This window comes from Caenimonas aquaedulcis (assembly GCF_015831345.1).
Classification (GTDB): domain Bacteria; phylum Pseudomonadota; class Gammaproteobacteria; order Burkholderiales; family Burkholderiaceae_C; genus Ramlibacter; species Ramlibacter aquaedulcis.
The window spans coordinates 340,103-360,803 of sequence record NZ_JADWYS010000001.1 but is presented as its reverse complement, the minus strand read 5'-3'; the positions used below and the strand labels follow the sequence as shown (position 1 = coordinate 360,803).

The 20,701-nt window shown below is 67.7% G+C and carries 16 protein-coding genes and 2 tRNA genes; 8 read left to right on the top strand and 10 right to left on the bottom strand.

Features of this window, described 5'->3' with window-relative positions:
* The first annotated feature begins 3 nt into the window (after nt 1-3).
* Both I5803_RS01620 and I5803_RS01615 read left to right on the top strand, forming a co-directional pair.
* Entirely contained in the window at nt 4-1,278 is a 1,275-nt protein-coding gene (locus I5803_RS01620) for a D-amino acid dehydrogenase (RefSeq protein ID WP_196984678.1), read from the top strand.
* Nucleotides 1,279-1,312: 34 nt separating this feature from the next.
* The gene (locus I5803_RS01615; protein WP_196984677.1) at nt 1,313-2,752 is read left to right on the top strand and encodes an NAD(P)H-hydrate dehydratase; all 1,440 of its coding nucleotides are present in this window, start codon (nt 1,313-1,315) and stop codon (nt 2,750-2,752) included.
* On the opposite strand, the gene I5803_RS01610 is transcribed toward I5803_RS01615, so the two are convergent.
* Together I5803_RS01610 and rnr are read right to left on the bottom strand one after the other, a co-directional pair.
* A complete protein-coding gene (locus I5803_RS01610; RefSeq protein ID WP_196984676.1) occupies nt 2,749-3,507 on the bottom strand; it encodes an SDR family oxidoreductase in 759 nt (252 codons plus the stop codon). The genes I5803_RS01615 and I5803_RS01610 overlap by 4 nt on opposite strands.
* A 25-nt stretch (nt 3,508-3,532) precedes the next feature.
* Nucleotides 3,533-5,755: a ribonuclease R gene (gene rnr / locus I5803_RS01605; protein WP_435520870.1), complete on the bottom strand. Its 2,223-nt coding sequence runs from the start codon at nt 5,753-5,755 to the stop codon at nt 3,533-3,535.
* A 42-nt stretch (nt 5,756-5,797) separates the two neighbouring features.
* Between rnr and I5803_RS01600 the strand changes: the two genes are divergently transcribed.
* Nucleotides 5,798-5,882, top strand: a tRNA-Leu gene (locus tag I5803_RS01600).
* Between the two features lie 58 nt (nt 5,883-5,940).
* Here the strand turns inward: I5803_RS01600 and rimO are convergent.
* The 5 genes from rimO to I5803_RS01575 all read right to left on the bottom strand — a co-directional run bounded on the left by rimO (nt 5,941) and on the right by I5803_RS01575 (nt 11,290).
* Complete coding sequence (rimO, locus tag I5803_RS01595) at nt 5,941-7,347, bottom strand: 30S ribosomal protein S12 methylthiotransferase RimO (protein WP_196984675.1); 1,407 nt, start codon at nt 7,345-7,347, stop codon at nt 5,941-5,943.
* 29 nt (nt 7,348-7,376) lie between these two features.
* Nucleotides 7,377-7,922, bottom strand: a complete 546-nt coding sequence (phaR, locus tag I5803_RS01590; protein ID WP_354001610.1) for a polyhydroxyalkanoate synthesis repressor PhaR — start codon at nt 7,920-7,922, stop codon at nt 7,377-7,379.
* A gap of 138 nt (nt 7,923-8,060) precedes the next feature.
* Nucleotides 8,061-8,137 (bottom strand) — tRNA-Val (locus tag I5803_RS01585).
* Nucleotides 8,138-8,186: 49 nt separating this feature from the next.
* Complete coding sequence (locus I5803_RS01580) at nt 8,187-10,391, bottom strand: RelA/SpoT family protein (RefSeq protein ID WP_196984673.1); 2,205 nt, start codon at nt 10,389-10,391, stop codon at nt 8,187-8,189.
* On the bottom strand, nt 10,388-11,290 hold the full coding sequence (locus I5803_RS01575; protein WP_196984672.1) for an alpha/beta fold hydrolase: 903 nt from the start codon (nt 11,288-11,290) through the stop codon (nt 10,388-10,390). Before I5803_RS01575 ends, I5803_RS01580 begins: the two co-directional genes overlap by 4 nt.
* A 73-nt stretch (nt 11,291-11,363) precedes the next feature.
* Here I5803_RS01575 and I5803_RS01570 point away from each other — a divergent pair, with 73 nt between their 5' ends.
* Nucleotides 11,364-12,134 (top strand): 3-hydroxybutyrate dehydrogenase, encoded by a 771-nt coding sequence (locus I5803_RS01570; protein ID WP_196984671.1) that lies wholly within the window; start codon nt 11,364-11,366, stop codon nt 12,132-12,134.
* Here the strand turns inward: I5803_RS01570 and I5803_RS01565 are convergent, their stop codons facing one another.
* Nucleotides 12,135-12,833: an SIMPL domain-containing protein gene (locus tag I5803_RS01565; protein ID WP_196984670.1), complete on the bottom strand. Its 699-nt coding sequence runs from the start codon at nt 12,831-12,833 to the stop codon at nt 12,135-12,137.
* Between the two features lie 186 nt (nt 12,834-13,019).
* Between I5803_RS01565 and ompR the strand changes: the two genes are divergently transcribed.
* Nucleotides 13,020-13,751 (top strand): osmolarity response regulator transcription factor OmpR, encoded by a 732-nt coding sequence (gene ompR, locus I5803_RS01560; protein WP_196984669.1) that lies wholly within the window; start codon nt 13,020-13,022, stop codon nt 13,749-13,751.
* A 10-nt stretch (nt 13,752-13,761) separates the two neighbouring features.
* Nucleotides 13,762-15,219, top strand: coding sequence for a sensor histidine kinase (locus I5803_RS01555; RefSeq protein WP_196984668.1), 1,458 nt, complete (start codon nt 13,762-13,764; stop codon nt 15,217-15,219).
* Between the two features lie 7 nt (nt 15,220-15,226).
* Here I5803_RS01555 and ispF read toward each other — a convergent pair whose 3' ends face one another.
* A complete protein-coding gene (gene ispF, locus I5803_RS01550) occupies nt 15,227-15,709 on the bottom strand; it encodes a 2-C-methyl-D-erythritol 2,4-cyclodiphosphate synthase (protein ID WP_196984667.1) in 483 nt (160 codons plus the stop codon).
* A complete protein-coding gene (ispD, locus tag I5803_RS01545; protein WP_231402318.1) occupies nt 15,706-16,407 on the bottom strand; it encodes a 2-C-methyl-D-erythritol 4-phosphate cytidylyltransferase in 702 nt (233 codons plus the stop codon). Before ispD ends, ispF begins: the two co-directional genes overlap by 4 nt.
* Before the next feature lie 77 nt (nt 16,408-16,484).
* On the opposite strand from ispD, the gene mfd reads away from it, so the two are divergent.
* Nucleotides 16,485-19,955: a transcription-repair coupling factor gene (mfd, locus tag I5803_RS01540; protein WP_196984665.1), complete on the top strand. Its 3,471-nt coding sequence runs from the start codon at nt 16,485-16,487 to the stop codon at nt 19,953-19,955.
* A gap of 19 nt (nt 19,956-19,974) precedes the next feature.
* Complete coding sequence (gene serB / locus I5803_RS01535; protein WP_196984664.1) at nt 19,975-20,700, top strand: phosphoserine phosphatase SerB; 726 nt, start codon at nt 19,975-19,977, stop codon at nt 20,698-20,700.
* Nucleotide 20,701: the final 1 nt, after the last annotated feature.

Below are 20,701 nucleotides of genomic sequence, written 5' to 3'. Positions count from 1 at the left end.
CGGATGAGAATCGCCGTCATCGGCGCCGGGATCATCGGCGTCACCACGGCCTGGGAACTGGCCGCGGACGGGCATGAAGTCACGGTGTTCGAACGCCGCGCTTCGGTGGCCGAGGAAACCAGCTTCGCGAACGCCGGCGTCGTCGCGCCCGGCTACGTCACGCCCTGGGCGGCGCCCGGCATGCCCGCGAAGGTCGCGCGATTCCTCCTGTCCGAGCATGCGCCGGTGCGCGTGAGCTTCCCGCTGAGCGCGGCGGACATGAAGTGGATGTGGCGCTGGTACCGCGCCTGCGACCTCGCCGCCTACCAGGCCAACCGCGCGCGCCTGCAGCGCCTCGCGTTCTACAGCCGCAAGCGCCTGGACGAGCTGACGGAGGCCCTGCAGCTGGAGTACGACCGCAGCACGGGCTACATGGTGCTGCTGCGCGGCGACAAGGATCGCCAGATGGTGCAGCCGGGCCTGGCCGTGCTGCGCGAAGCCGGCGTGACGTTCCGCGAGATCGGCCCCGACGAGGCACGCGCGGTCGAACCCGCGCTCAACCCGGACACGAAATTCGCGGGCGCCATCCACCTGCCCCAGGACGGCGTCGGCAACTGCCGCCAGTTCGCCCTCCTGCTCAAGGCCGAAGCGCAGGCGCGCGGCGTCCGGTTCGAGTTCAACACGGCGGTGAGCGCGCTCGATGCGGCCCGCCCCACGTCGCTGGCGGTCTGGAGCCTCGATGCGCAGGCGCCGGTGCAGCGGGCCTTCGACGCCGTGGTGATCTGCGGCGGCGTGGATTCCGCCGCATTGTTGCAGCCCCTGGGCCTGAACGTCCCGCTCGCGCCGGTGTACGGCTACTCCATCAGCGCGCCGATCCGCGAGCCGCTGAACGCACCGCGCAGCGCCTTGATGGACGAACGTTACAAGGTCGCGATCAGCCGCCTGGGCAATCGGGTGCGGGTCGCCGGAAGCGCCGAGATCGGCGGCACGCCGGACCGCAAGCGCCCGGCCGCCATCCAGACCCTCTACAAGGTGCTGCACGACTGGTTTCCCGGCGCGGCGCAACTCGCCAACACCGGGGCCGCGGTCCAGGAATGGAAAGGCGCCCGGCCCATGCTGCCGGACGGCCCGCCGATGCTTGGTGCCACCGGCATCCCGGGCGTGTGGATCAACCTGGGCCATGGCTCGAGCGGCTGGGCACTGTCGTGCGGCAGTGCGCGCGCGGTGGCCGACCTGATGGGCGGCCGCGCCCCGGAAGTCGACGTCGAGGGACTGGGCGTGGAGCGTCTCCACGCCTGAGTGCCGGCGCGCCTCTACGAGGGGACAATAGGCCATGCTTCGCGTCACCCCCCAACGCCGATGGCCGCTGTTCGACACGGCCGCGGTCCGCACGCTGGAAACCTCGGCCGCCGCGGGCCTTGCCCCTCACATGCTCATGCAGCGCGCCGGCCTGGCGGTGGCGCGCCTCGCGCTGGCGATGGCACCCCACGCGCGCTCGGTCTGGATTGCCTGCGGACCCGGCAACAACGGCGGCGACGGCATGGAAGCCGCCGTTCACCTGAAGCAATGGGGCAAGCAGCCCGTGGTGACCTGGGCGGGCGACGAATCGCGTGCGCCGCCCGATGCCTTGGCCTCCATGCGCAGCGCACGTGCCGCGGGCGTCGAATTCGCTGCCGCGCCACCGGCCACCTACGACCTGGCGATCGACGCGATGCTGGGCATCGGCAGTTCCCGCCCGCTCGACGGCGTCATGCTGGAGTGGCTGGAGGCGATGAACACGGCGGGCGCACCCGTGCTCGCGGTGGACGTGCCCTCCGGTCTCGACGCCGACACCGGCCACGGGCAGGCGGTCCGCGCCAGCCACACGCTGTGCCTGCTCGGGTTGAAGCCGGGCCTTTTCACCGCAGGGGGCCGCGACGCATCCGCAGAAGTCTGGGTCCACGACCTCGGCGCTTCGATCGATGAAGCGCAGGCGACGGCGTGGCTCGCCGGCCCGCCCGGGGCGCCACTGCGTGCGCATGCATCGCACAAAGGCAGCTACGGGGACGTCGCTGTCATCGGCGGCGCACCGGGCATGGCCGGCGCCGCGCTCCTGGCGGCGAGCGCGGCGCTGCACGCCGGTGCCGGCCGCGTGTACGCCGCGCTGCTCGACCCGGCTGCGATCACGGTCGACCCCTCGCAACCCGAACTGATGCTGCGGGCCTGGGAGACGCTGGATATCTCCACCATGCACGTCGCCTGCGGCTGCGGGGGTGGTGACGCCGTCCGCGCGGTGCTCCCCAAGGTGCTGGCCGCCTCGGGATCGCTGGTGCTGGACGCCGACGCGCTGAACGCCATCTCGTCGGACACCCACCTGCAGAACCTGCTGCGCTCGCGCGGCCGGCGCGGCAAGCCGACGGTGCTGACCCCGCACCCGCTGGAAGCAGCGCGACTGCTCGGCTGCAAGACGGCCGACATCCAGTCGGACCGCCTGCGCCGGGCGCGCGAACTGTGCGAAAGCTATGAATCGGTCGTGGTGCTCAAGGGATCCGGCACGGTGGTCGCCGCGCCGGGAACCTTGCCGTCCGTCAACCCCACAGGCAACGGACGCCTGGCCACGGCAGGGACCGGGGATGTGCTCGCCGGGATGATCGCCGCGCGGCTTGCGCTGGGCGACGCGCCGGCCGATGCGGCACGCGGCGCGGTGTTCCGGCACGGGCTCGCGGCCGACGACTGGCCCGCCTCGGAAGCACTGACCGCATCCGCGCTCGCGCGCCGGCAGGCGGGCGGCTAGCCGCGTCCCACGAAAGGCATCTTCGTGGCCATCACCGTGTGGAACAGCACGTTGGCCCCCAGCGGCAGGTTCGCCATGTAGACGACCGACTGGCCCACGATGTTCACGTCCATCAGCGGCTCGATCGCGATCTCGCCGTTGGCCTGCGGAACGCCCTTGGCCATGCGCGCCGCCATCTCGGTGTGCGCATTGCCGATGTCGATCTGCCCCACCGCGATGTCGTACTTGCGGCCGTCGAGCGCCGCGGTCTTGGTGAGGCCCGTCACTGCGTGCTTCGTCGCTGTATACGCAATGGACTGCGGGCGTGGTGCGTGGGCGGAAATCGAGCCGTTATTGATGATGCGCCCGCCCATCGGCTTCTGCGACTTCATCACGCGGAAAGCCTGCTGGATGCCATAGAACATCCCGTTCAGGTTGGTGTCCACGACCTTCTTCCACTGCTCCAGCGGCATGTCTTCCAGCGGCTGCGCCGGCGCGCCGGTGCCCGCATTGTTGAACAGCATGTCGACGCGGCCCCAGGCCTTCACCGTCGCATCGAAGAGCGCCTTGACCGACTCGGGGTCCGTGACGTCGGTGGGCACCGCGAGCGCCATGCCGGGATGCGCCGCCGCCAGCTCGTCGAGCGGTTCCTTGCGGCGCCCGGCGACCGCGACGCGCCAGCCGTCGGCCAGCAGCGCGAGCGCCGCGGCCTTGCCGACGCCGCTGCCGCCGCCGGTCACGATGGCGACCTTGCCGCCGGGGGTGGATGTGGACATGCGTTGACTCCTCGTGTTGTTCGTATCAGCGCCGCGGCCTGCGGCTCTTGCTCTTGGTGGCGGGCTTCTTCGCGGCCTTCTGGGCGCCGACGGCGGGCTTGGGCCCCGCCGCCTTGCGCCCGCGCTTGGCCGACTTGGGCGCATCGTCACCGCGTGCGGGCGCCACGCCCTTCTCCTTCATGGCGCGCGCGAGGACTTCCTCGTCGTCGCGCACCAGCCGGAAGTCGATCTTGCGGCCGTCCAGGTCCACGCGGCTCACCTGCACCCGCACCCGGGTGCCGATCGCGTAGCGGATGCCCGTGCGCTCGCCGCGCAGCTCCTGCCGGGCTTCGTCGAACTTGAAGTATTCGCCGCCGAGCTCGGTGATGTGCACCAGGCCCTCGACGTACATCTGGTCGAGCGTGACGAAGATGCCGAAGCTCGTCGCCGCCGTCACGATGCCGCTGTATTCCTCTCCGAGGTGTTCGCGCATGTACTTGCACTTGAGCCAGGCTTCGACATCGCGGCTCGCCTCGTCGGCGCGGCGTTCATTGGCACTGCAGTGCAGGCCCGCGGCCTCCCACGCCTGCACTTCGCGCGTCGGCGGCGGCGCGGGCTTTTTCAAGCGGTTGCCGGGCGCCTTCACGCGCGCGGCCAGGCGGCGCGCAAGCTTCTCGTGCGCCTCGCCCGGGGTGGGCAGCACGGGCAGTTCGTACTTGCCGCCCGCGAGGATGGCCTTGATCACGCGATGCACCAGCAGGTCGGGATAGCGTCGGATCGGGCTCGTGAAGTGCGTGTACGCGTCGTAGGCGAGGCCGAAGTGACCGCTGTTGATCGGCGTGTAGATCGCCTGCGACATCGAGCGCAGCAGCATCGTGGAAATCTGCTGCGCGTCGGGCCGGTCGCGCGTGGCCTCGGCGATCCGCTGGAACTCCGCGGGCAGCGGGTCCTCGCTGATCGACAGGCCCACGCCGAGCGCCTTCAGGTAGTTGCGCAGCAGGTCCTTCTTCTCGGGCGTCGGGCCTTCGTGCACGCGGAAGAGGCCCGGGTGCTTGCTCTGCTGGATGAAATCCGCCGAGCACACGTTGGCGGCCAGCATGGCCTCCTCGATGAGCCGGTGCGCGTCGTTGCGCACGCGGGGCACGATGCGCTCGATGCGGCCGTTCTCGTCGCAGATGATCTGCGTCTCGGTCGTCTCGAAGTCCACCGCGCCACGCGCGTTACGGGCTTTCAGCAATGCGCGATACACATCGTGCAGGTTGATGAGGTCCGTCACGCGGTCCTTGCGGCGCGCCGCTTCGGGGCCGCGCGTATTCGCGAGGATCGCGGCGACTTCCGTATACGTGAAGCGCGCATGGCTGAACATCACCGCGGGATAGAACTGGTAGGCCTGGATCTCTCCGGTGGCCGTGATCAGCATGTCCGCGACCATGCACAGGCGCTCGACTTCGGGGTTGAGCGAGCACAGGCCGTTCGACAGCTTCTCCGGCAGCATCGGAATCACGCGGCGCGGGAAGTACACGCTGGTCGCGCGGTCGTACGCGTCCACGTCGATCGCGCTGCCCGTCTCCACATACTGGCTCACGTCGGCGATCGCCACCAGCAGTCGCCAGCCCTTGCCGCGGCCGACCTTCGCCGGCTCGCAATACACGGCGTCGTCGAAGTCGCGGGCGTCCTCGCCATCGATGGTGACGAGCGGCACATCGGTGAGGTCCACGCGATGCTTCTTGTCCTGCGGTCGCACCTTGTCCGGCAAGGCGCGCGCGAGGCCGATGCAGGCATCGGAAAACTCGTGCGGCACCCCGTACTTGCGCACCGCGATCTCGATCTCCATGCCGGCGTCGTCGATCTCGCCGAGCACTTCCTTCACGCGCCCCACGGGCTGGCCGTAAAGGCTTGGCGGCTCCGTCAGTTCGACGACGACGACCTGCCCGGGTTTGGCCAGGCCGGTCGCGCCCTTGGGGATCAGCACGTCCTGCCCGTAACGCTTGTCTTCGGGTGCGACGAGCCACACGCCGCTCTCGTGCAGCAGGCGGCCGATGATCGGTTGCGGCGGGCGTTCGATGATCTCGACGACGCGTCCCTCGGGCCGGCCCTTGCGGTCGTGGCGCACGATGCGCGCCTTGACGCGATCCTTGTGCAGCACCGCGCGCATTTCGTTGGGCGGCAGGTAGATGTCGGTCTCGCCGTCGTCGCGTGCCACGTATCCGTGGCCGTCGCGATGGCCCTGGATCACTCCCTCGATTTCATCGAGCAGCCCGTGGCCGATGTGTTCGATATTTTTGATATAGAATCCTTTTCTTTCCTGAAAGCCCAGATGGCGGAATTGGTAGACGCACTAGTTTCAGGTACTAGCGAGTAACATCGTGGAGGTTCGAGTCCTCTTCTGGGCACCATCATCATAAAGCCGGCGCATTGCAAAATGGGTCGGCCTTTTTGTTTGCGCTTTCGCTTTCAGACAGGCAGCCCCACGAGGTCATGCCCATCGGTCGCGACGATGCGCGCTCGGGTGAATTCACCCACCTTCATCTGCTTGCTGATCTTCTCCGGCGGCAGCAGTTTCACCGTCCCGTCGATCTCCGGCGCATCCGCGTAGGAGCGGCCCACGCCGCCCTTGCGGCCGAGGGCCGGCGCTGAATCCACCAGCACCTGCATGGTCGCGCCGATGCGTTCCTTGAGCTTCGCGGCCGACACTTGCTCGGCGACCGCCATGAAGCGCGCGCGGCGTTCCTCGCGGACTTCCGTGGGCAGCATGCCCGGGATGTCGTTGGCCACCGCGCCCGTCACCGGGCTGTAGGCGAAGCACCCCGCGCGATCGATCCGCGCTTCGCGCATGAAGTCCAGCAGGTGCTGGAACTCGGCCTCGGTCTCGCCGGGGAAGCCGGCGATGAAGGTGCTGCGGATAACGATCTCGGGGCACGCTGCGCGCCACTGCTGGATGCGCTCGAGGTTGCGCTCGCCGCTGGCCGGCCGCTTCATGCGTTTGAGGACGTCCGGGTGGCTGTGCTGGAAAGGCACGTCGAGGTAAGGCAGAACCTTTCCTGTGGCCATCAGCGGGATCACTTCGTCCACAGATGGGTACGGATAGACGTAATGCAAGCGCACCCAGGCGCCGTAGGGCTCGGCCATATCGCCGAGCGCCTGCACGAGCTCCAGCATGCGCGTCCTGATCGGCTTGCCGTCGTAGAAGCCGGTGCGGTACTTCACGTCGACGCCGTAGGCGGACGTGTCCTGGCTGATCACCAGCAGTTCCTTCACGCCGCCCTCGAAGAGCGCCTTCGCTTCCTTGAGCACGTCGCCGATCGGCCGGCTCACCAGGTCCCCGCGCATCGACGGGATGATGCAGAAGGTGCAGCGGTGGTTGCAGCCTTCGCTGATCTTGAGGTACGCGTAGTGCCGCGGCGTGAGCTTGATGCCGGCGACGCCGAACGATCCGGCGGCGGGATTGGGCACGAGGTCGATGAACGGGTCGTGCGGCTTCGGCAGGTTCAGGTGCACCGCATCCATCACCTCCTGTGTCGCATGCGGGCCGGTGACGGCCAGCACCGAAGGATGCATCTGCTTCACGAGGTTGCCCCCGCCTTCGCCGGCCTTGGCGCCGAGGCAGCCCGTCACGATGACGCGGCCGTTCTCGGCGAGCGCTTCTCCGATCGTGTCGAGGCTTTCGCGCACCGCGTCGTCGATGAACCCGCAGGTGTTGACGATGACGAGGTCCGCGCCCTCGAAGGTCTTGGACGTCTGGTAGCCCTCGGCGGAGAGCTGCGTGAGGATGAGTTCGGAATCCGTCAGGGCCTTGGGGCAGCCCAGGCTGACGAAGCCGACTTTGGGGGTCTTGGTTTCGGGGGTGGCGATGTCGCTCATCCCCCTATTGTCCCAGCTATCGCGCGTGTCTATCGTTTGATCCCAAATGCACCCAGCATCTGCTCCGTCTGCTTGGCCATCTGCTCCTGCATCTTGTCGAACGCGCTCTTGGACTGCTCGACGTAGTTGCCCATGAGCCCCTGCATCAACGGGTTCTGCATGCGCATGAACTGCGCCCACATCTCGGGCGTCAGCGTCTTGGATTGCTCGGTCAGCTTCGCCTGGATGTCGGTGAAAGCCTGCACGTTCTTCTCGAGGTAGGAACCCATGAAGGCCTGCGACGCGTGGCCGTAGATGCGGATCAGGTTCGCGAGCGCGGCTTCGCTAAACATCGGCTGGCCGCCCGCCTCTTCCTCCAGGATGATCTGCAGCAGGATGCTGCGCGACAGGTCCTCGTTGGTCTTGGCGTCGCGCACGACGAAGGGTTCGCTGTCCATCACCAGTTGCTTGACCTCGGCCAACGTGATGTAGGTGGAGGTGTCGGTGTCGTAGAGCCGGCGGTTGGGATACTTCTTGATGACTCGCTGCGCGGGCTTGCCCGTGGGGCTGCCGGCGGCTGCTTTCTTGCTTTGCACTGGATGGCTCCTGGCACGCGGGCCGGGGCGGCTCGCGGGTACTGCACTGCAGCACATTCTAGGGAGGGGGCCAAAACCGCCGTCCCAAGGTTTTCCCTATGGGAACAAGCCCTAGGGAGAATGCCGGGAGGCGGAAATTGGTAGGCGCGATTGGACTCGAACCAACGACCCCCACCATGTCAAGGTGGTGCTCTAACCAGCTGAGCTACGCGCCTGAGTTCGTATTCGAGCCTTTGATTATAGCAGGCCCGCGCGGGTGTTCCTTCAGCGCCTGCGCGCCGAACGCACGCCCTGCACTTCCGCCACCAGTCCCAGCACCTTGTTCAGCCGCTGCGAATCGCCGATCTCCACCGTGAACGTCATCCACGCCGTGCCCTTGATCGATTGCGTCTGCACGCCGATGACGTTCATCTTTTCCTTGGCGAACACCTCGGAGATGTCGCGCAGCAGGCCCTGCCTGTCGGACGCCTCCACGGACACGTCGACCGGGTAGACGGCGCCATCGCCGGACTTACCCGCGCCCCACTCCACGTCGATCACGCGCTCCGGGCCCCGCGCCGCCATCTCGCGGAAGTTGCTGCAGTCGCGGCGGTGGATGCTCACGCCCTTGCCGCGCGTCACGAACCCGCCGATCGCATCCGGCGGCGCGGGCTTGCAGCATTTGGCGAGTTGCGTCATGAGCGAATCGATGCCCACCACCAGCACGCCGCCCTTGGGCGTGCGCTCGGTGTTGCGCGACTTGCGCAGCAGCAGCAGGTCGTCGACGGGCATCGGCGCCTCGGCCGGCTTCAGCACGGCCTCGATGTTGCGCAGCGAGTATTCGTCCTTCCCCACCACCGCGAAGAGGTCCTCGGCCGACTTGAAACCGAGCTGCGAGGCGAGGTCTTCCAGCTTGACCGCCGTCTTGCCTTCGCGCTGCAGCAGGCGTTCGACGGACTCGCGGCCGCGCGCCACGGTCTCGTGCTTGATCTGCTCGTTGAACCACGCGCGCACCTTCGCCTTCGCGCGGTGGCTTGCGAGGAAGCCCAGGTCGGCGTTCAGCCAATCGCGCGACGGCCCGCCCTCCTTGGCTACGATCACCTCGACGGTCTGGCCGTTCTGCAGCGGCGTGTTGAGCGGCACCATCGCGCCGTCCACGCGCGCGCCGCGGCAGCGGTGGCCCAGGTTCGTGTGCACCGAATACGCGAAGTCGACCGGCGTCGCCCCCTGCGGCAGCTCCACGATGGCCGCATCGGGCGTCAGCACGTAGATGCGGTCTTCGAAGAGCCCGGCGCCGGAGCCCGCGAGATCCCGCTCCCACGCCAGAAGCTGGCGCAGCACCGCGATCTTCGCGTCGTACTCGCCGCTCGCGGAATGCCCCGAGTAGCCCTTGTGCCCTGCTTCCTTGTACGCCCAGTGCGCCGCGACGCCGTGCTCGGCGTGGTCGTGCATGGCCTGTGTGCGGATCTGGATTTCGATCGCCCGGCCCGCCCCGTCCCGCACGATGGTGTGCAGCGACTGGTAACCGTTCGCCTTCGGCTTGGCGATGTAGTCGTCGAACTCCTCGACCAGCGGCGTGAAGCGCTCGTGCACCCAGGAGAGCGCCGCGTAGCAATCGTCCACCGTCGGCACGATCACGCGCAGCGCGCGGATGTCGAATACCTGGTCGAAATCCAGCGACTTGCCGCGCATCTTCTTCACGATGCTGTAGATGTGCTTCGGGCGGCCGTACACGCTCGCCGCGATGCCCTGCGACTTCAACTCCGCTTCGAGGCGGGCGCGGATCTCCTCGACATACGCCTCGCGCTCGATGCGCTTCTGGTCCAGCAGGCCGGCAACCTGCTTGTACTTGTCCGGCTCGAGGAAGCGGAAGGCGAGGTCTTCCATCTCCCACTTCACCTGCCAGATGCCCAGGCGGTTGGCGAGCGGCGCGAAGACGTTCAGCGCCTCGCGCGCGACGCTGGGCGGCGCCACGGTCTTGTTGGCCGCATGCCAGCGCAGTGTCTGCAGCCGCGACGCGAGCCGCAGCATCACCACGCGCAGGTCGCGCGAAAACGCGAGCAGCATCTTGCGCACGTTCTCGGTCTGCACCTTCGGGTCGTCCACGAGCTGCGCCGATTCCTCCGCGCCGCGCGCCTGTTGCTGCACGCGCACCAGCTTGGTGGTCTCCATCGCGAGCGCGGCGTAGTTCTCGCCGAAGGCTTTCGCGATCACCTCCTGGGGCTTGTTGAGATGGGTGCAGGCGTAGACGAGATAGCTCGCGGCCTGCATGGCCTCCGAGCCGCCCATCGTCTTCAGGATCGCCGCGACCGCGTCCGCGTGCGCGAGCGTGTTCTCGCCGGTGTCCAGCACTTCGCTCGCGATGAAGGGCTCCGCGAACGCGCGGGCGCGGGCCAGGGCGTTGGCCTGGTGCGGCATCGCCTGCTCGGCGGCGGCCACCAGTTCGGGGATCGCGGCGGAGCCTTGCTGCTCCGCCTTCAGGCTTTTCATGGCAGCAGGAACGAGGTGACGGCCTCGACCTGGTCGGGCGCGATGAAAGTCGGGGCGTGGCCCACGCCCGCGAACTCGACGAGCTTCGCGCGCGGCCCGCGCTGCGTCATGGCCTGCGCAGTCTCGCGAGACAACAGGTCGGAGTTCGCGCCGCGCGTGATGAGCGTCTGCGCGCGGATGTTGTCGTAGACCTGCCAGAGCGCGGCCTGGCCTTGCGCCGCGGCTTCCTCCGTGAGCGTGCGAAACGGCACTGCGATGGCCGGGTCGTAGTGGAGGGTGAAACCGCCTTCGGGCAGCGGCTTCACCATCGCCTGCGAGAGCGCCAGCCATTGCTGCGGCGTATGCGGGCCGAAACTCGTGGAAATCGTCCACATCGCGTCAGCGGCCTGCTGGACCGAATCGAACTTGCCGGTGTTGCCGAGATAGGTGCCGATGCGCTGCAGCGCCTGCCACTGGATCGCGGGGCCGACGTCGTTCAGCACGAGGCGGCGCACAGGCGCCGGCAGCGGCAGCTTCGGCGTGCCCGCCACGCCCATGCCGATGAGCCCGCCCATGCTGGTGCCGACCCAATCCAGGGTAGCGACCGGCGCCTGCCGATTCAGTTGCGCGAGCATCGCGAGCATGTCGCCCACGTAGCCCGGAATCTGGTAGCCCATGGGGTCCTTGAGCCAGTCGCTTTGCCCGCGTCCCACGACATCGGGGCAGACGACCCGCAACGCGCCGGACGCGCGCTCGACCAGCGCCTGCGCCAGCACGTCGAAATCCCGCCCCTGCCGCGACAGGCCATGCGCGCAAACGACGACGTGCCCGGCGCCCGCGCCGCCCCACTGCCAGTAAGCCATGCGATGGCCGCCGGAGGCGTCGGGGCAGGATACGTAGTTCAGCGTAGGTTCGGTCATGGTGTGGGAAAACCGGGATACTTTCGGTCTCTCTGGCGCTTCGCCACCATCCTAATTCAAACGGAGACTCCCCATGCTCAAAGGCAAGACCGCCCTCGTCACCGGCTCCACCAGCGGCATCGGCCTGGGCATCGCCAAGGCGCTCGCACAGCAGGGTGCGAACATCGTCCTCAACGGCTTCGGCGATGTCGAAGGCCCGAAGGCGCAGGTGCAGGCGCTCGGGGTGAAGGTGGCGTATCACGGCGCGGACATGAGCAAGCCCGCCGAGATCGAGGAGATGATGAAATTCGCGGCCGGGGAGTTCGGGCGCGTGGACATCCTCGTGAACAACGCCGGCATCCAGCACGTCGCCCGCGTCGAGGACTTTCCGCCGGAGAAGTGGGACGCGATCCTCGCGATCAACCTGTCGAGCGCCTTCCACGCCTCGCGCCTCGCGATCCCCGCGATGAAAGCCGCGAACTGGGGCCGCATCATCAACGTCGCGTCGGTGCATGGCCTCGTGGCATCGGCCGAGAAGTCGGCGTACGTCGCCGCGAAGCACGGCCTCGTCGGCCTCACGAAGGTCACCGCGCTCGAGAACGCGACCACCGGCATCACCTGCAATGCCATCTGCCCCGGCTGGGTGCTGACGCCGCTGGTGCAAAAGCAGGTCGACGCCAAGGCCGCCGCAGGGGGCATCAGCAACGAGCAGGCGACGAAGCAGCTGCTCGGCGAGAAGGAACCGTCGATGCAGTTCACGACGCCCGAAGAACTGGGCCAGCTCGCCGTGTTCTTCTGCTCGCCCGCCGCGAACAACGTGCGCGGCGTGGCGTGGAACATGGACGGCGGCTGGGCCGCGCAGTAACTACCTGAGCTGCACCGTCCCCGACACGGTGACGGTCACGCTCGCCCTGCCCGGCTCCACGGGCACCGCGGCTTCCGCGACGCCCGCTTTGGCTTGCATTGCCATGCGTGGCCGCGGGTAGTTGCCGGGATCGTTCGCGTTCACGGCGACCTCGCGCAGCGTGTAGCCGGAGAACCCGAAGCCCTTCGCGAGTTCGCCGGCCTTCTGCTTGAACTGGTCGATCGCGAGCTGCTGCGCGTCGCCCTCCACTTTCGCCCGCTGCTCGCGGCTGAGGCCAAAGCTCACGCCGCCGAGGGTCAAGGTGGAGATCCTCGCCGCCGCCTGGGTGATGCGGGAGAAATCGCGCCCTTCCAGCACCAGCTCGGCCGTGCCGTTCCAGCCGCTGATCTTGCCGCCCTGCGTGTAGCGCGGATAGAGGCCGAAATTGCCGGTGCGCACGTCCAGCTGACCCGGCTGGGCGGACTTCTTCGCCTCCGTGAGCGCCGCATCGAGCGCGGCCTTGAGCTGCGATTGCACGGTGTTGGCATCGGCACCGTCGCGTGTGGTGGTGAGGGTGAGGCTCAGGAGGTCCTGTTGCACTTCCACGCTGCCGCTCGCGGACAGTTGCAGAACATTCTGGGGAGGCGCGTAGGGGGCGACCTGGGCCCAGGCGCCGCAGGAGAGCGACGCGGCGACAAAAGCGGCAAGGAGTGTTTTCATGTGGTGGGCAGTGTAGTGAAGACTCTTCGTTCAACGACAGCAGAGCAGGACGGTTCACAGCCGGCACGTGAAGCCTTGCCGGGTGGGGCAACATTTGTAACACTGTGAAAAGCAACAGGGGAAACACCGCAATCCCCTGCGTTAGCCCCTCAAAATCGGCTCTGTTACATATTCTCCTGGAGCACCATGAACCAAGCCGCAGCCCGCACCGACAAGATCCTCGTCGTCGACGACGACGCGCGCATCCGCGACCTGCTGCGCCGCTATCTCACCCAGGAAGGCTTCGAAGTCATCCTCGCGGAGGACGGCAAGGCCCTCAACCGTTTGATGCTGCGCGAAACCGCCGACCTCATCGTGCTCGACCTGATGATGCCCGGCGAGGATGGGCTGTCGATCTGCCGGCGCCTGCGCGCCGCCAACGACCGCACGCCGATCATCATGCTCACCGCCAAGGGCGAAGACGTGGACCGCATCGTCGGCCTGGAAGTCGGCGCGGACGACTACCTCGGCAAGCCCTTCAACCCGCGCGAACTGCTGGCCCGCGTGCACGCCGTGCTGCGCCGCCGCCCCGCGCAGGAAGCCCCGGGCGCCCCGTCCAGCGACAACGAAGTCGTCAATTTCGGCCCCTTCGCCTTCGACCTCGGCGCACGCACCCTGCGCAAGAACGGCGAGGAGCTGCCGCTCACCACCGGCGAATTCGCGATGCTCAAGGCGCTGGTGCGCCACCCGCGCCAGCCGCTGTCCCGCGAAAAGCTGGCCCAGCTGGCCCGCGGCCGCGAGTTCGAGCCCTTCGACCGCTCGCTGGACGTGCAGGTCTCGCGCCTGCGCAAGCTGGTCGAGATCGACCCGGCCGCGCCTCGCTACATCCAGACCGTCTGGGGCGTGGGCTACGTGTTCGTGCCGGACGGCGCGGGCTGATCCCCTGGCCATGATTCGCGGAGAAACCACCAGCATCCACGTCACCGGGCCCGCCCCGCTCGAAACCGCGCCGGCGCCGCTGGAAATGCGGCCGCGCCTGGGGCTGTCGCTCTTCTGGCGCACCTTCTTCCTGCTGTCGCTGCTGCTCATCGGCAGCATCGTCGCCTGGCTGCAGACCTTCCGCGCGCTCGAATTCGAGCCGCGCGCGGTCCAGACGGCCCAGCAGATCGCCTCGCTCGTCAACCTGAGCCGCGCTGCGCTCGTCCACTCGGATTCCATCGCGCGCGTGTCGCTCATCAAGACGCTGGCCGACCAGGAAGGCGTGCGCATCCTGCCGCGCGAGCCGTCCGACAAGTCCACCCCCTTCGACTCCGGGGAACTGGATACGCGCATCGTCGAGGAATTGATGACGCGGCTCGGCCCCGGAACGGTGATCGCCGGGAGCGTCAACAAGGAAGAAGGCCTGTGGATCGGGTTTCGGATCGAGCAGGACCAGTACTGGATGCTGCTCGACCGCGCGCGCTTCACGCGGGTCGGCGGCAAGACCTGGCTGATCTGGCTGATCACCGCGGCAGGCCTCTCGCTCGCGGGCGCCGCGCTGATCGCGCGGCTGATCAACCGCCCGCTCAAGCAGCTGTCCTTCGCGGCCAGCCGCGTGCGCGACGGGGACTTCGACGCGAGCCGGCTCGACGAGAAGGCCGTCACCAGCGAGATCCGCGAGGTGAACATCGGCTTCAACCGCATGGCCCAGCAACTGGCCAAGATCGAACAGGACCGCGCGGTGATGCTCGCGGGCATCTCGCACGACCTGCGCACACCCCTCGCGCGCCTGCGCCTGGAAACCGAGATGAGCGTGGCCGACCAGGACGCGCGCGACCACATGGCCGCCGACATCGACCAGCTCGACGCGATCATCGACAAGTTCCTCGACTACGCGCGCCCGGACCACGCCGAGCTCAAGCCGGTACTGCTCAACGATGTGATCGAGGCCTGCCTCTACGCCGTGCAGGACCAGGGCGACATGCGCATCAACCTCGACATCACCAAGGACCTCACGGTGCTGGCCGACGAGGTCGAGCTTGCGCGGGTGATCTCCAACCTGCTGGAGAACGCGCGCCGCTATGGCAAGACACCGGAGACGGGCATCGCGATCGTGGACATCGCCGCGAAGTCGCGCAACGAATGGGTGCTGCTCAAGGTGCGCGACCACGGGATGGGCGTCGCGCCGGAGGCCCTGCCCAACCTGATCAAGCCCTTCTTCCGCGGCGACGCGGCGCGCACGGCGGCGACGGGCGCGGGCCTGGGCCTGGCCATCGTCGACAAGACCGTGCAACGCATGGGCGGCATCTTCGCGTTGGCCAACACCACGTCGGGCGGCCTCGCGGCGCACATCAAGCTGCAGAAGCCGAAGGCGCAAACCGGGCAGCCGGAAGACGCTCCGAAGCCCAAGGCCGAAGCGGCTTATTGAAGGCGGGTCAGCCCGCCATCAGCAGCACGATCGCCCGGGCCTCGATTGCCAGCCCCTCACCCACCGGACCGAGCTTCTCCGCGGTCTTCGCTTTCACGTTGACCTGGTTCACCGGCAAATCCAGTGCTTGCGCGATCGCGGCCCGCATGGCTTCGATATGCGGCGCGAGCTTCGGCGCCTGCGCGATCACGGTGCTGTCGACATTGCCGATCTGGAAACCCTTCTCGCGGACACGCCGGGCCGCCTCTTTCAGCAGCACCGAGGAATCGGCGCCCCTGAACCGCTCGTCCGTATCGGGAAAGTGCTTCCCGATATCGCCGAGCCCGGCGGCCCCCAGCAGGGCATCGGTGATCGCGTGCAGCAGTACGTCCGCATCGGAGTGGCCCAGCAGTCCGCGGTCGAACGGGATGTCGACCCCGCCGATCACGAGCTTGCGGCCCGGCACGAGCGCATGCACGTCCCAGCCTTCGCCGATGCGAAACGAACTCATCGGGTGCGGGCCTTCAGCACCGCCTCGGCCAACGCGAAGTCGTCCGGGTAGGTGACCTTGAAGTTCTGCGTGCCGCCCTGGACGAGCAGCGGCTGCAGGCCGAGCGATTCGACAGCCGTTGCTTCATCCGTCACCTGCCCGCCGGCTTTCTCCAGCGCCTGCATGAGCAGGCCGATGCGGAACATCTGCGGCGTCTGCGCGAGCCACTTATCCTCGCGGTCCAGCGTTTCCGCGACGCGCCCGCCTGCTTCACGCTTGAGCGTGTCCGGCAGCTTCTGCGCGAGCAGGCCCCCGACCTCGTCGCCCGCGCAGGCATCGATCAGGGAATCGATGAGCGCGGGCGTGATGAGGCAGCGCGCCGCATCGTGCACCAGCACCCAGTCCGTGTCCGTCGCGCCGGCGCGCGTGAGCTCGTAGAGCCCGTTGGACACGCTCGATGCACGCGTCGCGCCTCCGCAGGGCACCACCAGCGCGGAAGTCGGGTTGCGTTCGAAGAAACCGTCGCCGGGGGCCACCACCACCAGCGTGCGGGAAATGCGCTTGACCGCCTGCAAGGCGGCCAATGTGTGCCAGACCATCGGTTGGCCGGCAATGCGTTCGTACTGCTTCGGGCCCGGCGTGCCGGCCCGGCTGCCCGTGCCCGCGCACGGAACCAACGCATAGAAGCGGGAATTCGGTTTGCTGTCGCTCGTTGCCATGATGTCCATTCTAAAATCGTCCCATCGCACCCCGCCCTGTCCAGGCGCGGGGTGTTTTGTCTTTTTCCGGGCCTTGCATGGATTTACCCAAACTTAAAGCCGGCCAGCGTTTCACCCTGCCCCGCCCACCCGGCTCAGCCGATGCCTTGCTGCTCGCGCGGCTGGGCGAACGGACCAAGGCGGAACGCCGCCTCACGGCCCTCGTCACCGCCGACGCGACGGATGCCCAGCGCCTCATCGACGAGATTGCATTTTTCGCGCCCGACCTGCGCTGCGTGCTCTTTCCCGACTGGGAAACGCTGCCGTACGACACCTTCTCGCCGCACCAGGACCTGATCAGCGAACGGCTTTCCACACTGTGGCGGATTTCGCAAGGCGATGCGGACGTCGTGGTCGTTCCCGCGACGACGGCCCTCTACCGCGTCGCGCCCCCCGGCTTCCTCGCAGGGTACACCTTCCACTTCCAGGTGAAGCAGAAGCTGGAGGAAGCCAAACTGAAGGCCCAGCTGACACTCGCGGGCTACAGCCATGTCACCCAGGTGGTGAGTCCCGGCGAATACGCCGTGCGCGGCGGCCTGATCGACCTGTTCCCGATGGGCTCGAGCGTGCCCTACCGCGTGGACCTGTTCGACGACGAGATCGACTCGATCCGCACCTTCGACCCCGACAGCCAGCGCAGCCTGTACCCGGTGCCCGAAGTGCGCCTGCTGCCGGGCCGCGAATTCCCGATGGACGACGATGCGCGCGCGAAATTCCGCAGCCGCTGGCGCGAGCTATTGGAAGGCGACCCGACCAAGAGCCGTATCTACAAGGACATCGGCGCGGGCGTGGCGACTGCCGGTATCGAGTACTACCTCCCGCTCTTCTTCGATGAAACCGCGACGGTGTTCGACTACGTCGGCGAGAAGGCCACGGTCGTGCTGCACGGCGAGATCGACGCGGCCTTCCAGCGCTTCTGGCAGGACACGAAAGACCGCTACCGGCTGGTGCAAGGCGACCCGGAACGGCCGGCCCTGCCGCCTGACACTTTGTTTCTCACGGCCGAGCAGTTCTATGGCCGCGCGAACGAGCACGAGCAACTGGCGATCAGGCTTCCCCTCCCGCTTGCGGGAGAAGGCGGGGGCGAAGGTCTTTCCCCCTACCCCGAATTCGATGCGCTGCCGCCGATGTCCGTCGTGCGCGGCGCCGAAGAGCCGCTCGCGAAACTCAAGGAGCACCTGCGCAACACGCAGCACCGCGCACTGATCCTGGCCGAGAGCGACGGCCGCCGCGAGAGCCTGCTGGACTTCCTTCGCGCGAGCCACCTGAGCCCGCCCGCCTTCGACTCGCTCGCGGAATTCCAGGCGAGCGACGAGAAGGTCGGCATCGCGACTTCCGCGCTCAACACCGGCTTCGCGTGGCTCGAGGAAGGCATCGACTTCGTCACCGAAACCGAGCTCTTCGCCGCCGGTCCCACGACGCGCCGCCGCAAGAAGCAGGAGCAGGTCAGCGATGTCGAGGCGCTGATCAAGGACCTCTCCGAGCTGAACCTCGGCGACCCGGTGGTGCACGCGCAGCACGGCATCGGGCGCTACCGCGGCCTGGTCAACATGGACCTGGGCCAGGGCAGCACGGAATTCCTGCACCTCGAATACGCGGACAAGGCGCTGCTCTACGTGCCCGTGAGCCAGTTGCACCAGATCAGCCGCTACACCGGCGTGTCCGCCGACGAGGCGCCGCTGCACAAGCTCGGCTCCGGCCAGTGGGAAAAGGCCCGGCGCAAGGCCGCCGAGCAGGTGCGCGACACGGCCGCCGAACTGCTGAACATCTACGCGCGCCGCGCCGCGCGCGAGGGGCATGCCTTCCGCTTCTCGGCGCAGGACTACGAAGTCTTCGCCAACGACTTCGGCTTCGAGGAAACGGCGGACCAGAACGCCGCGATCCACGCCGTGATCCAGGACATGGTGTCGCCGCAGCCGATGGACCGGCTGGTTTGCGGCGATGTGGGCTTCGGCAAGACCGAGGTCGCGCTGCGCGCCGCCTTCATCGCGGTGACGGGCGGCAAGCAGGTCGCCTTCCTCGGCCCCACCACGCTACTGGTGGAGCAGCATTACCAGACGCTGGTGGACCGTTTCAGCAAGTGGCCGGTGAAGGTGGCGGAAGTCTCGCGCTTTCGCTCGTCCAAGGAAGTCACCGCCACCCTCAAGGGCCTCGCGGACGGCAGCGTGGACATCGTCGTCGGCACGCACAAGCTCCTGTCGGAATCGACCAAGTTCAAGAACCTCGGCCTGCTGATCATCGACGAGGAGCATCGCTTCGGCGTGCGCCACAAGGAGGCCATGAAAGCCCTGCGCGCGGAAGTGGACGTGCTCACGCTGACGGCCACGCCGATCCCGCGCACGCTGGGCATGGCGCTGGAAGGCCTGCGCGATCTCTCGGTGATCGCGACCGCGCCGCAGAGGCGCCTCGCGATCAAGACCTTCGTGCGCAACGAGGGCAACGGCGTGATCCGCGAGGCCGTGCTGCGCGAATTGAAGCGCGGTGGGCAGATCTACTTCCTGCACAACGAAGTCGAGACGATCGAGAACCGGCGCGAGGCGCTGGAGCGCCTGCTGCCCGAGGCGCGCATCGCGGTCGCCCACGGCCAGATGCCCGAGCGCGACCTCGAGCGCGTGATGCGCGACTTCATCGCCCAGCGCTACAACCTGCTGCTGTGCTCCACCATCATCGAGACCGGCATCGACGTGCCCTCGGCCAACACCATCGTCATCAGCCGCGCCGACAAGTTCGGCCTCGCCCAGCTGCACCAGTTGCGCGGCCGCGTCGGGCGCAGCCACCACCAGGCGTATGCCTACCTGATGGTGCCGGACACGGAAAGCCTCACGCGCCAGGCCTCGCAGCGGCTCGACGCGATCCAGCAGATGGAGGAACTCGGCTCGGGCTTCTACCTCGCGATGCACGACCTCGAAATCCGCGGCGCGGGCGAGGTGCTCGGCGAGAACCAGAGCGGCAACATGCTGGAGATCGGCTTCCAGATGTACAACGAGATGCTCGCCGAAGCGGTGCGCGCGCTCAAGGCCGGCCAGGAGCCCGACCTGCTCGCCCCGCTCTCGGTGACGACCGACATCAACCTGCATGCGCCCGCGCTGCTGCCGGACGACTATTGCGGCGACGTGCACCTGCGCCTGTCGTTCTACAAGCGCCTGGCCACCGCGAAGACCACCGACCAGATCGATGCCCTGCTCGAGGAAATCGTCGACCGTTTCGGCAAGCTGCCGCCGCAGGCCCAGACCCTCATCGACGTGCACCGCCTGCGCGTGCTCGCGAAGCCCTACGGCGTGGTGAAGGTGGACGCCGCGCCCGGCGTGACGAACATCACCTTCCGCCCCAACCCGCCGATCGACCCGATGCGCATCATCGACCTCGTGCAGAAGAACAAGCACATCAAGCTCGCGGGCAACGAGAAGCTGCGCATCGAGCGCGAGCTGAAGGACCCGAAGGACCGCGCGCAGATGGTGCGCGACGTGCTGCGTTCGCTCGGCCAGCCAAAGGTCGCCGCACCCGCCTGACATGAAACAATCCGATCCCATGACTCCCGCGAAAGAAATCTCCCCCGGCCTCGTGGTCCAGGGCATCGTGCCGCCCCTGTCCCTGAAGGACTTCCGACTGATCGCCTTCGATATGGACTCGACGCTGATCAACATCGAGTGCGTCGACGAGATCGCCGATGCGGTCGGCCGCAAGGAAGAAGTCGCCGCGATCACCGAGGCCGCGATGCGCGGCGAGATCGCCGACTACAAGGAAAGCCTGCGCCGCCGCGTCGCGCTGCTGCGCGGCGTGACCATCGCCGACATGGAGCAGGTTTACGTGGAGCGCCTGCGCCTCAACCCGGGCGCCCGCGAACTGGTGGCGGCCTGCAAGGCCGCGGGCATGAAGGTGCTGTTGGTATCGGGCGGCTTCACGTTCTTCACCGACCGCGTGCGCGACGAACTGGGCATCGACTTCACACGCTCGAACGTGCTGGAAGTGGAGTCCGGCCCCAACTGCGGCCAGCTCACGGGCCGAATGGTGGACCAGCCCTGGGGCGACATCTGCGATGGAGCCGAAAAGCGCAGGATGTTCCTGGAGACCTGCGCGCAACTGGGCATCTCGCCCCGGCAGGCGATCGCGATGGGCGACGGCGCCAACGATTTGCCGATGATGGGCGAGGCCGGTTTGTCGGTGGCGTACCACGCGAAGCCGAAGGTACGCGAGCAGGCGATGGTGGCGATCAACTCCGGTGGGCTGGACCGGCTGCTGGAAATCGTCCGGTAGG

Excerpts from the sequence above, each read along its gene's own strand:
- mfd (WP_196984665.1), top strand. The coding sequence starts at position 16,485 with ATGGATTTACCCAAACTTAAAGCCGGCCAGCGTTTCACCCTGCCCCGC.
- ompR (WP_196984669.1), top strand. The coding sequence starts at position 13,020 with ATGAACCAAGCCGCAGCCCGCACCGACAAGATCCTCGTCGTCGACGAC.
- I5803_RS01610 (WP_196984676.1), bottom strand. The coding sequence starts at position 3,507 with ATGTCCACATCCACCCCCGGCGGCAAGGTCGCCATCGTGACCGGCGGC.
- I5803_RS01570 (WP_196984671.1), top strand. The coding sequence starts at position 11,364 with ATGCTCAAAGGCAAGACCGCCCTCGTCACCGGCTCCACCAGCGGCATC.
- I5803_RS01620 (WP_196984678.1), top strand. The coding sequence starts at position 4 with ATGAGAATCGCCGTCATCGGCGCCGGGATCATCGGCGTCACCACGGCC.
- ispF (WP_196984667.1), bottom strand. The coding sequence starts at position 15,709 with ATGAGTTCGTTTCGCATCGGCGAAGGCTGGGACGTGCATGCGCTCGTG.
- ispD (WP_231402318.1), bottom strand. The coding sequence starts at position 16,407 with ATGGCAACGAGCGACAGCAAACCGAATTCCCGCTTCTATGCGTTGGTT.
- I5803_RS01615 (WP_196984677.1), top strand. The coding sequence starts at position 1,313 with ATGCTTCGCGTCACCCCCCAACGCCGATGGCCGCTGTTCGACACGGCC.
- serB (WP_196984664.1), top strand. The coding sequence starts at position 19,975 with ATGACTCCCGCGAAAGAAATCTCCCCCGGCCTCGTGGTCCAGGGCATC.
- I5803_RS01555 (WP_196984668.1), top strand. The coding sequence starts at position 13,762 with ATGATTCGCGGAGAAACCACCAGCATCCACGTCACCGGGCCCGCCCCG.
- I5803_RS01575 (WP_196984672.1), bottom strand. The coding sequence starts at position 11,290 with ATGACCGAACCTACGCTGAACTACGTATCCTGCCCCGACGCCTCCGGC.
- I5803_RS01580 (WP_196984673.1), bottom strand. The coding sequence starts at position 10,391 with ATGAAAAGCCTGAAGGCGGAGCAGCAAGGCTCCGCCGCGATCCCCGAA.
- rimO (WP_196984675.1), bottom strand. The coding sequence starts at position 7,347 with ATGAGCGACATCGCCACCCCCGAAACCAAGACCCCCAAAGTCGGCTTC.
- I5803_RS01565 (WP_196984670.1), bottom strand. The coding sequence starts at position 12,833 with ATGAAAACACTCCTTGCCGCTTTTGTCGCCGCGTCGCTCTCCTGCGGC.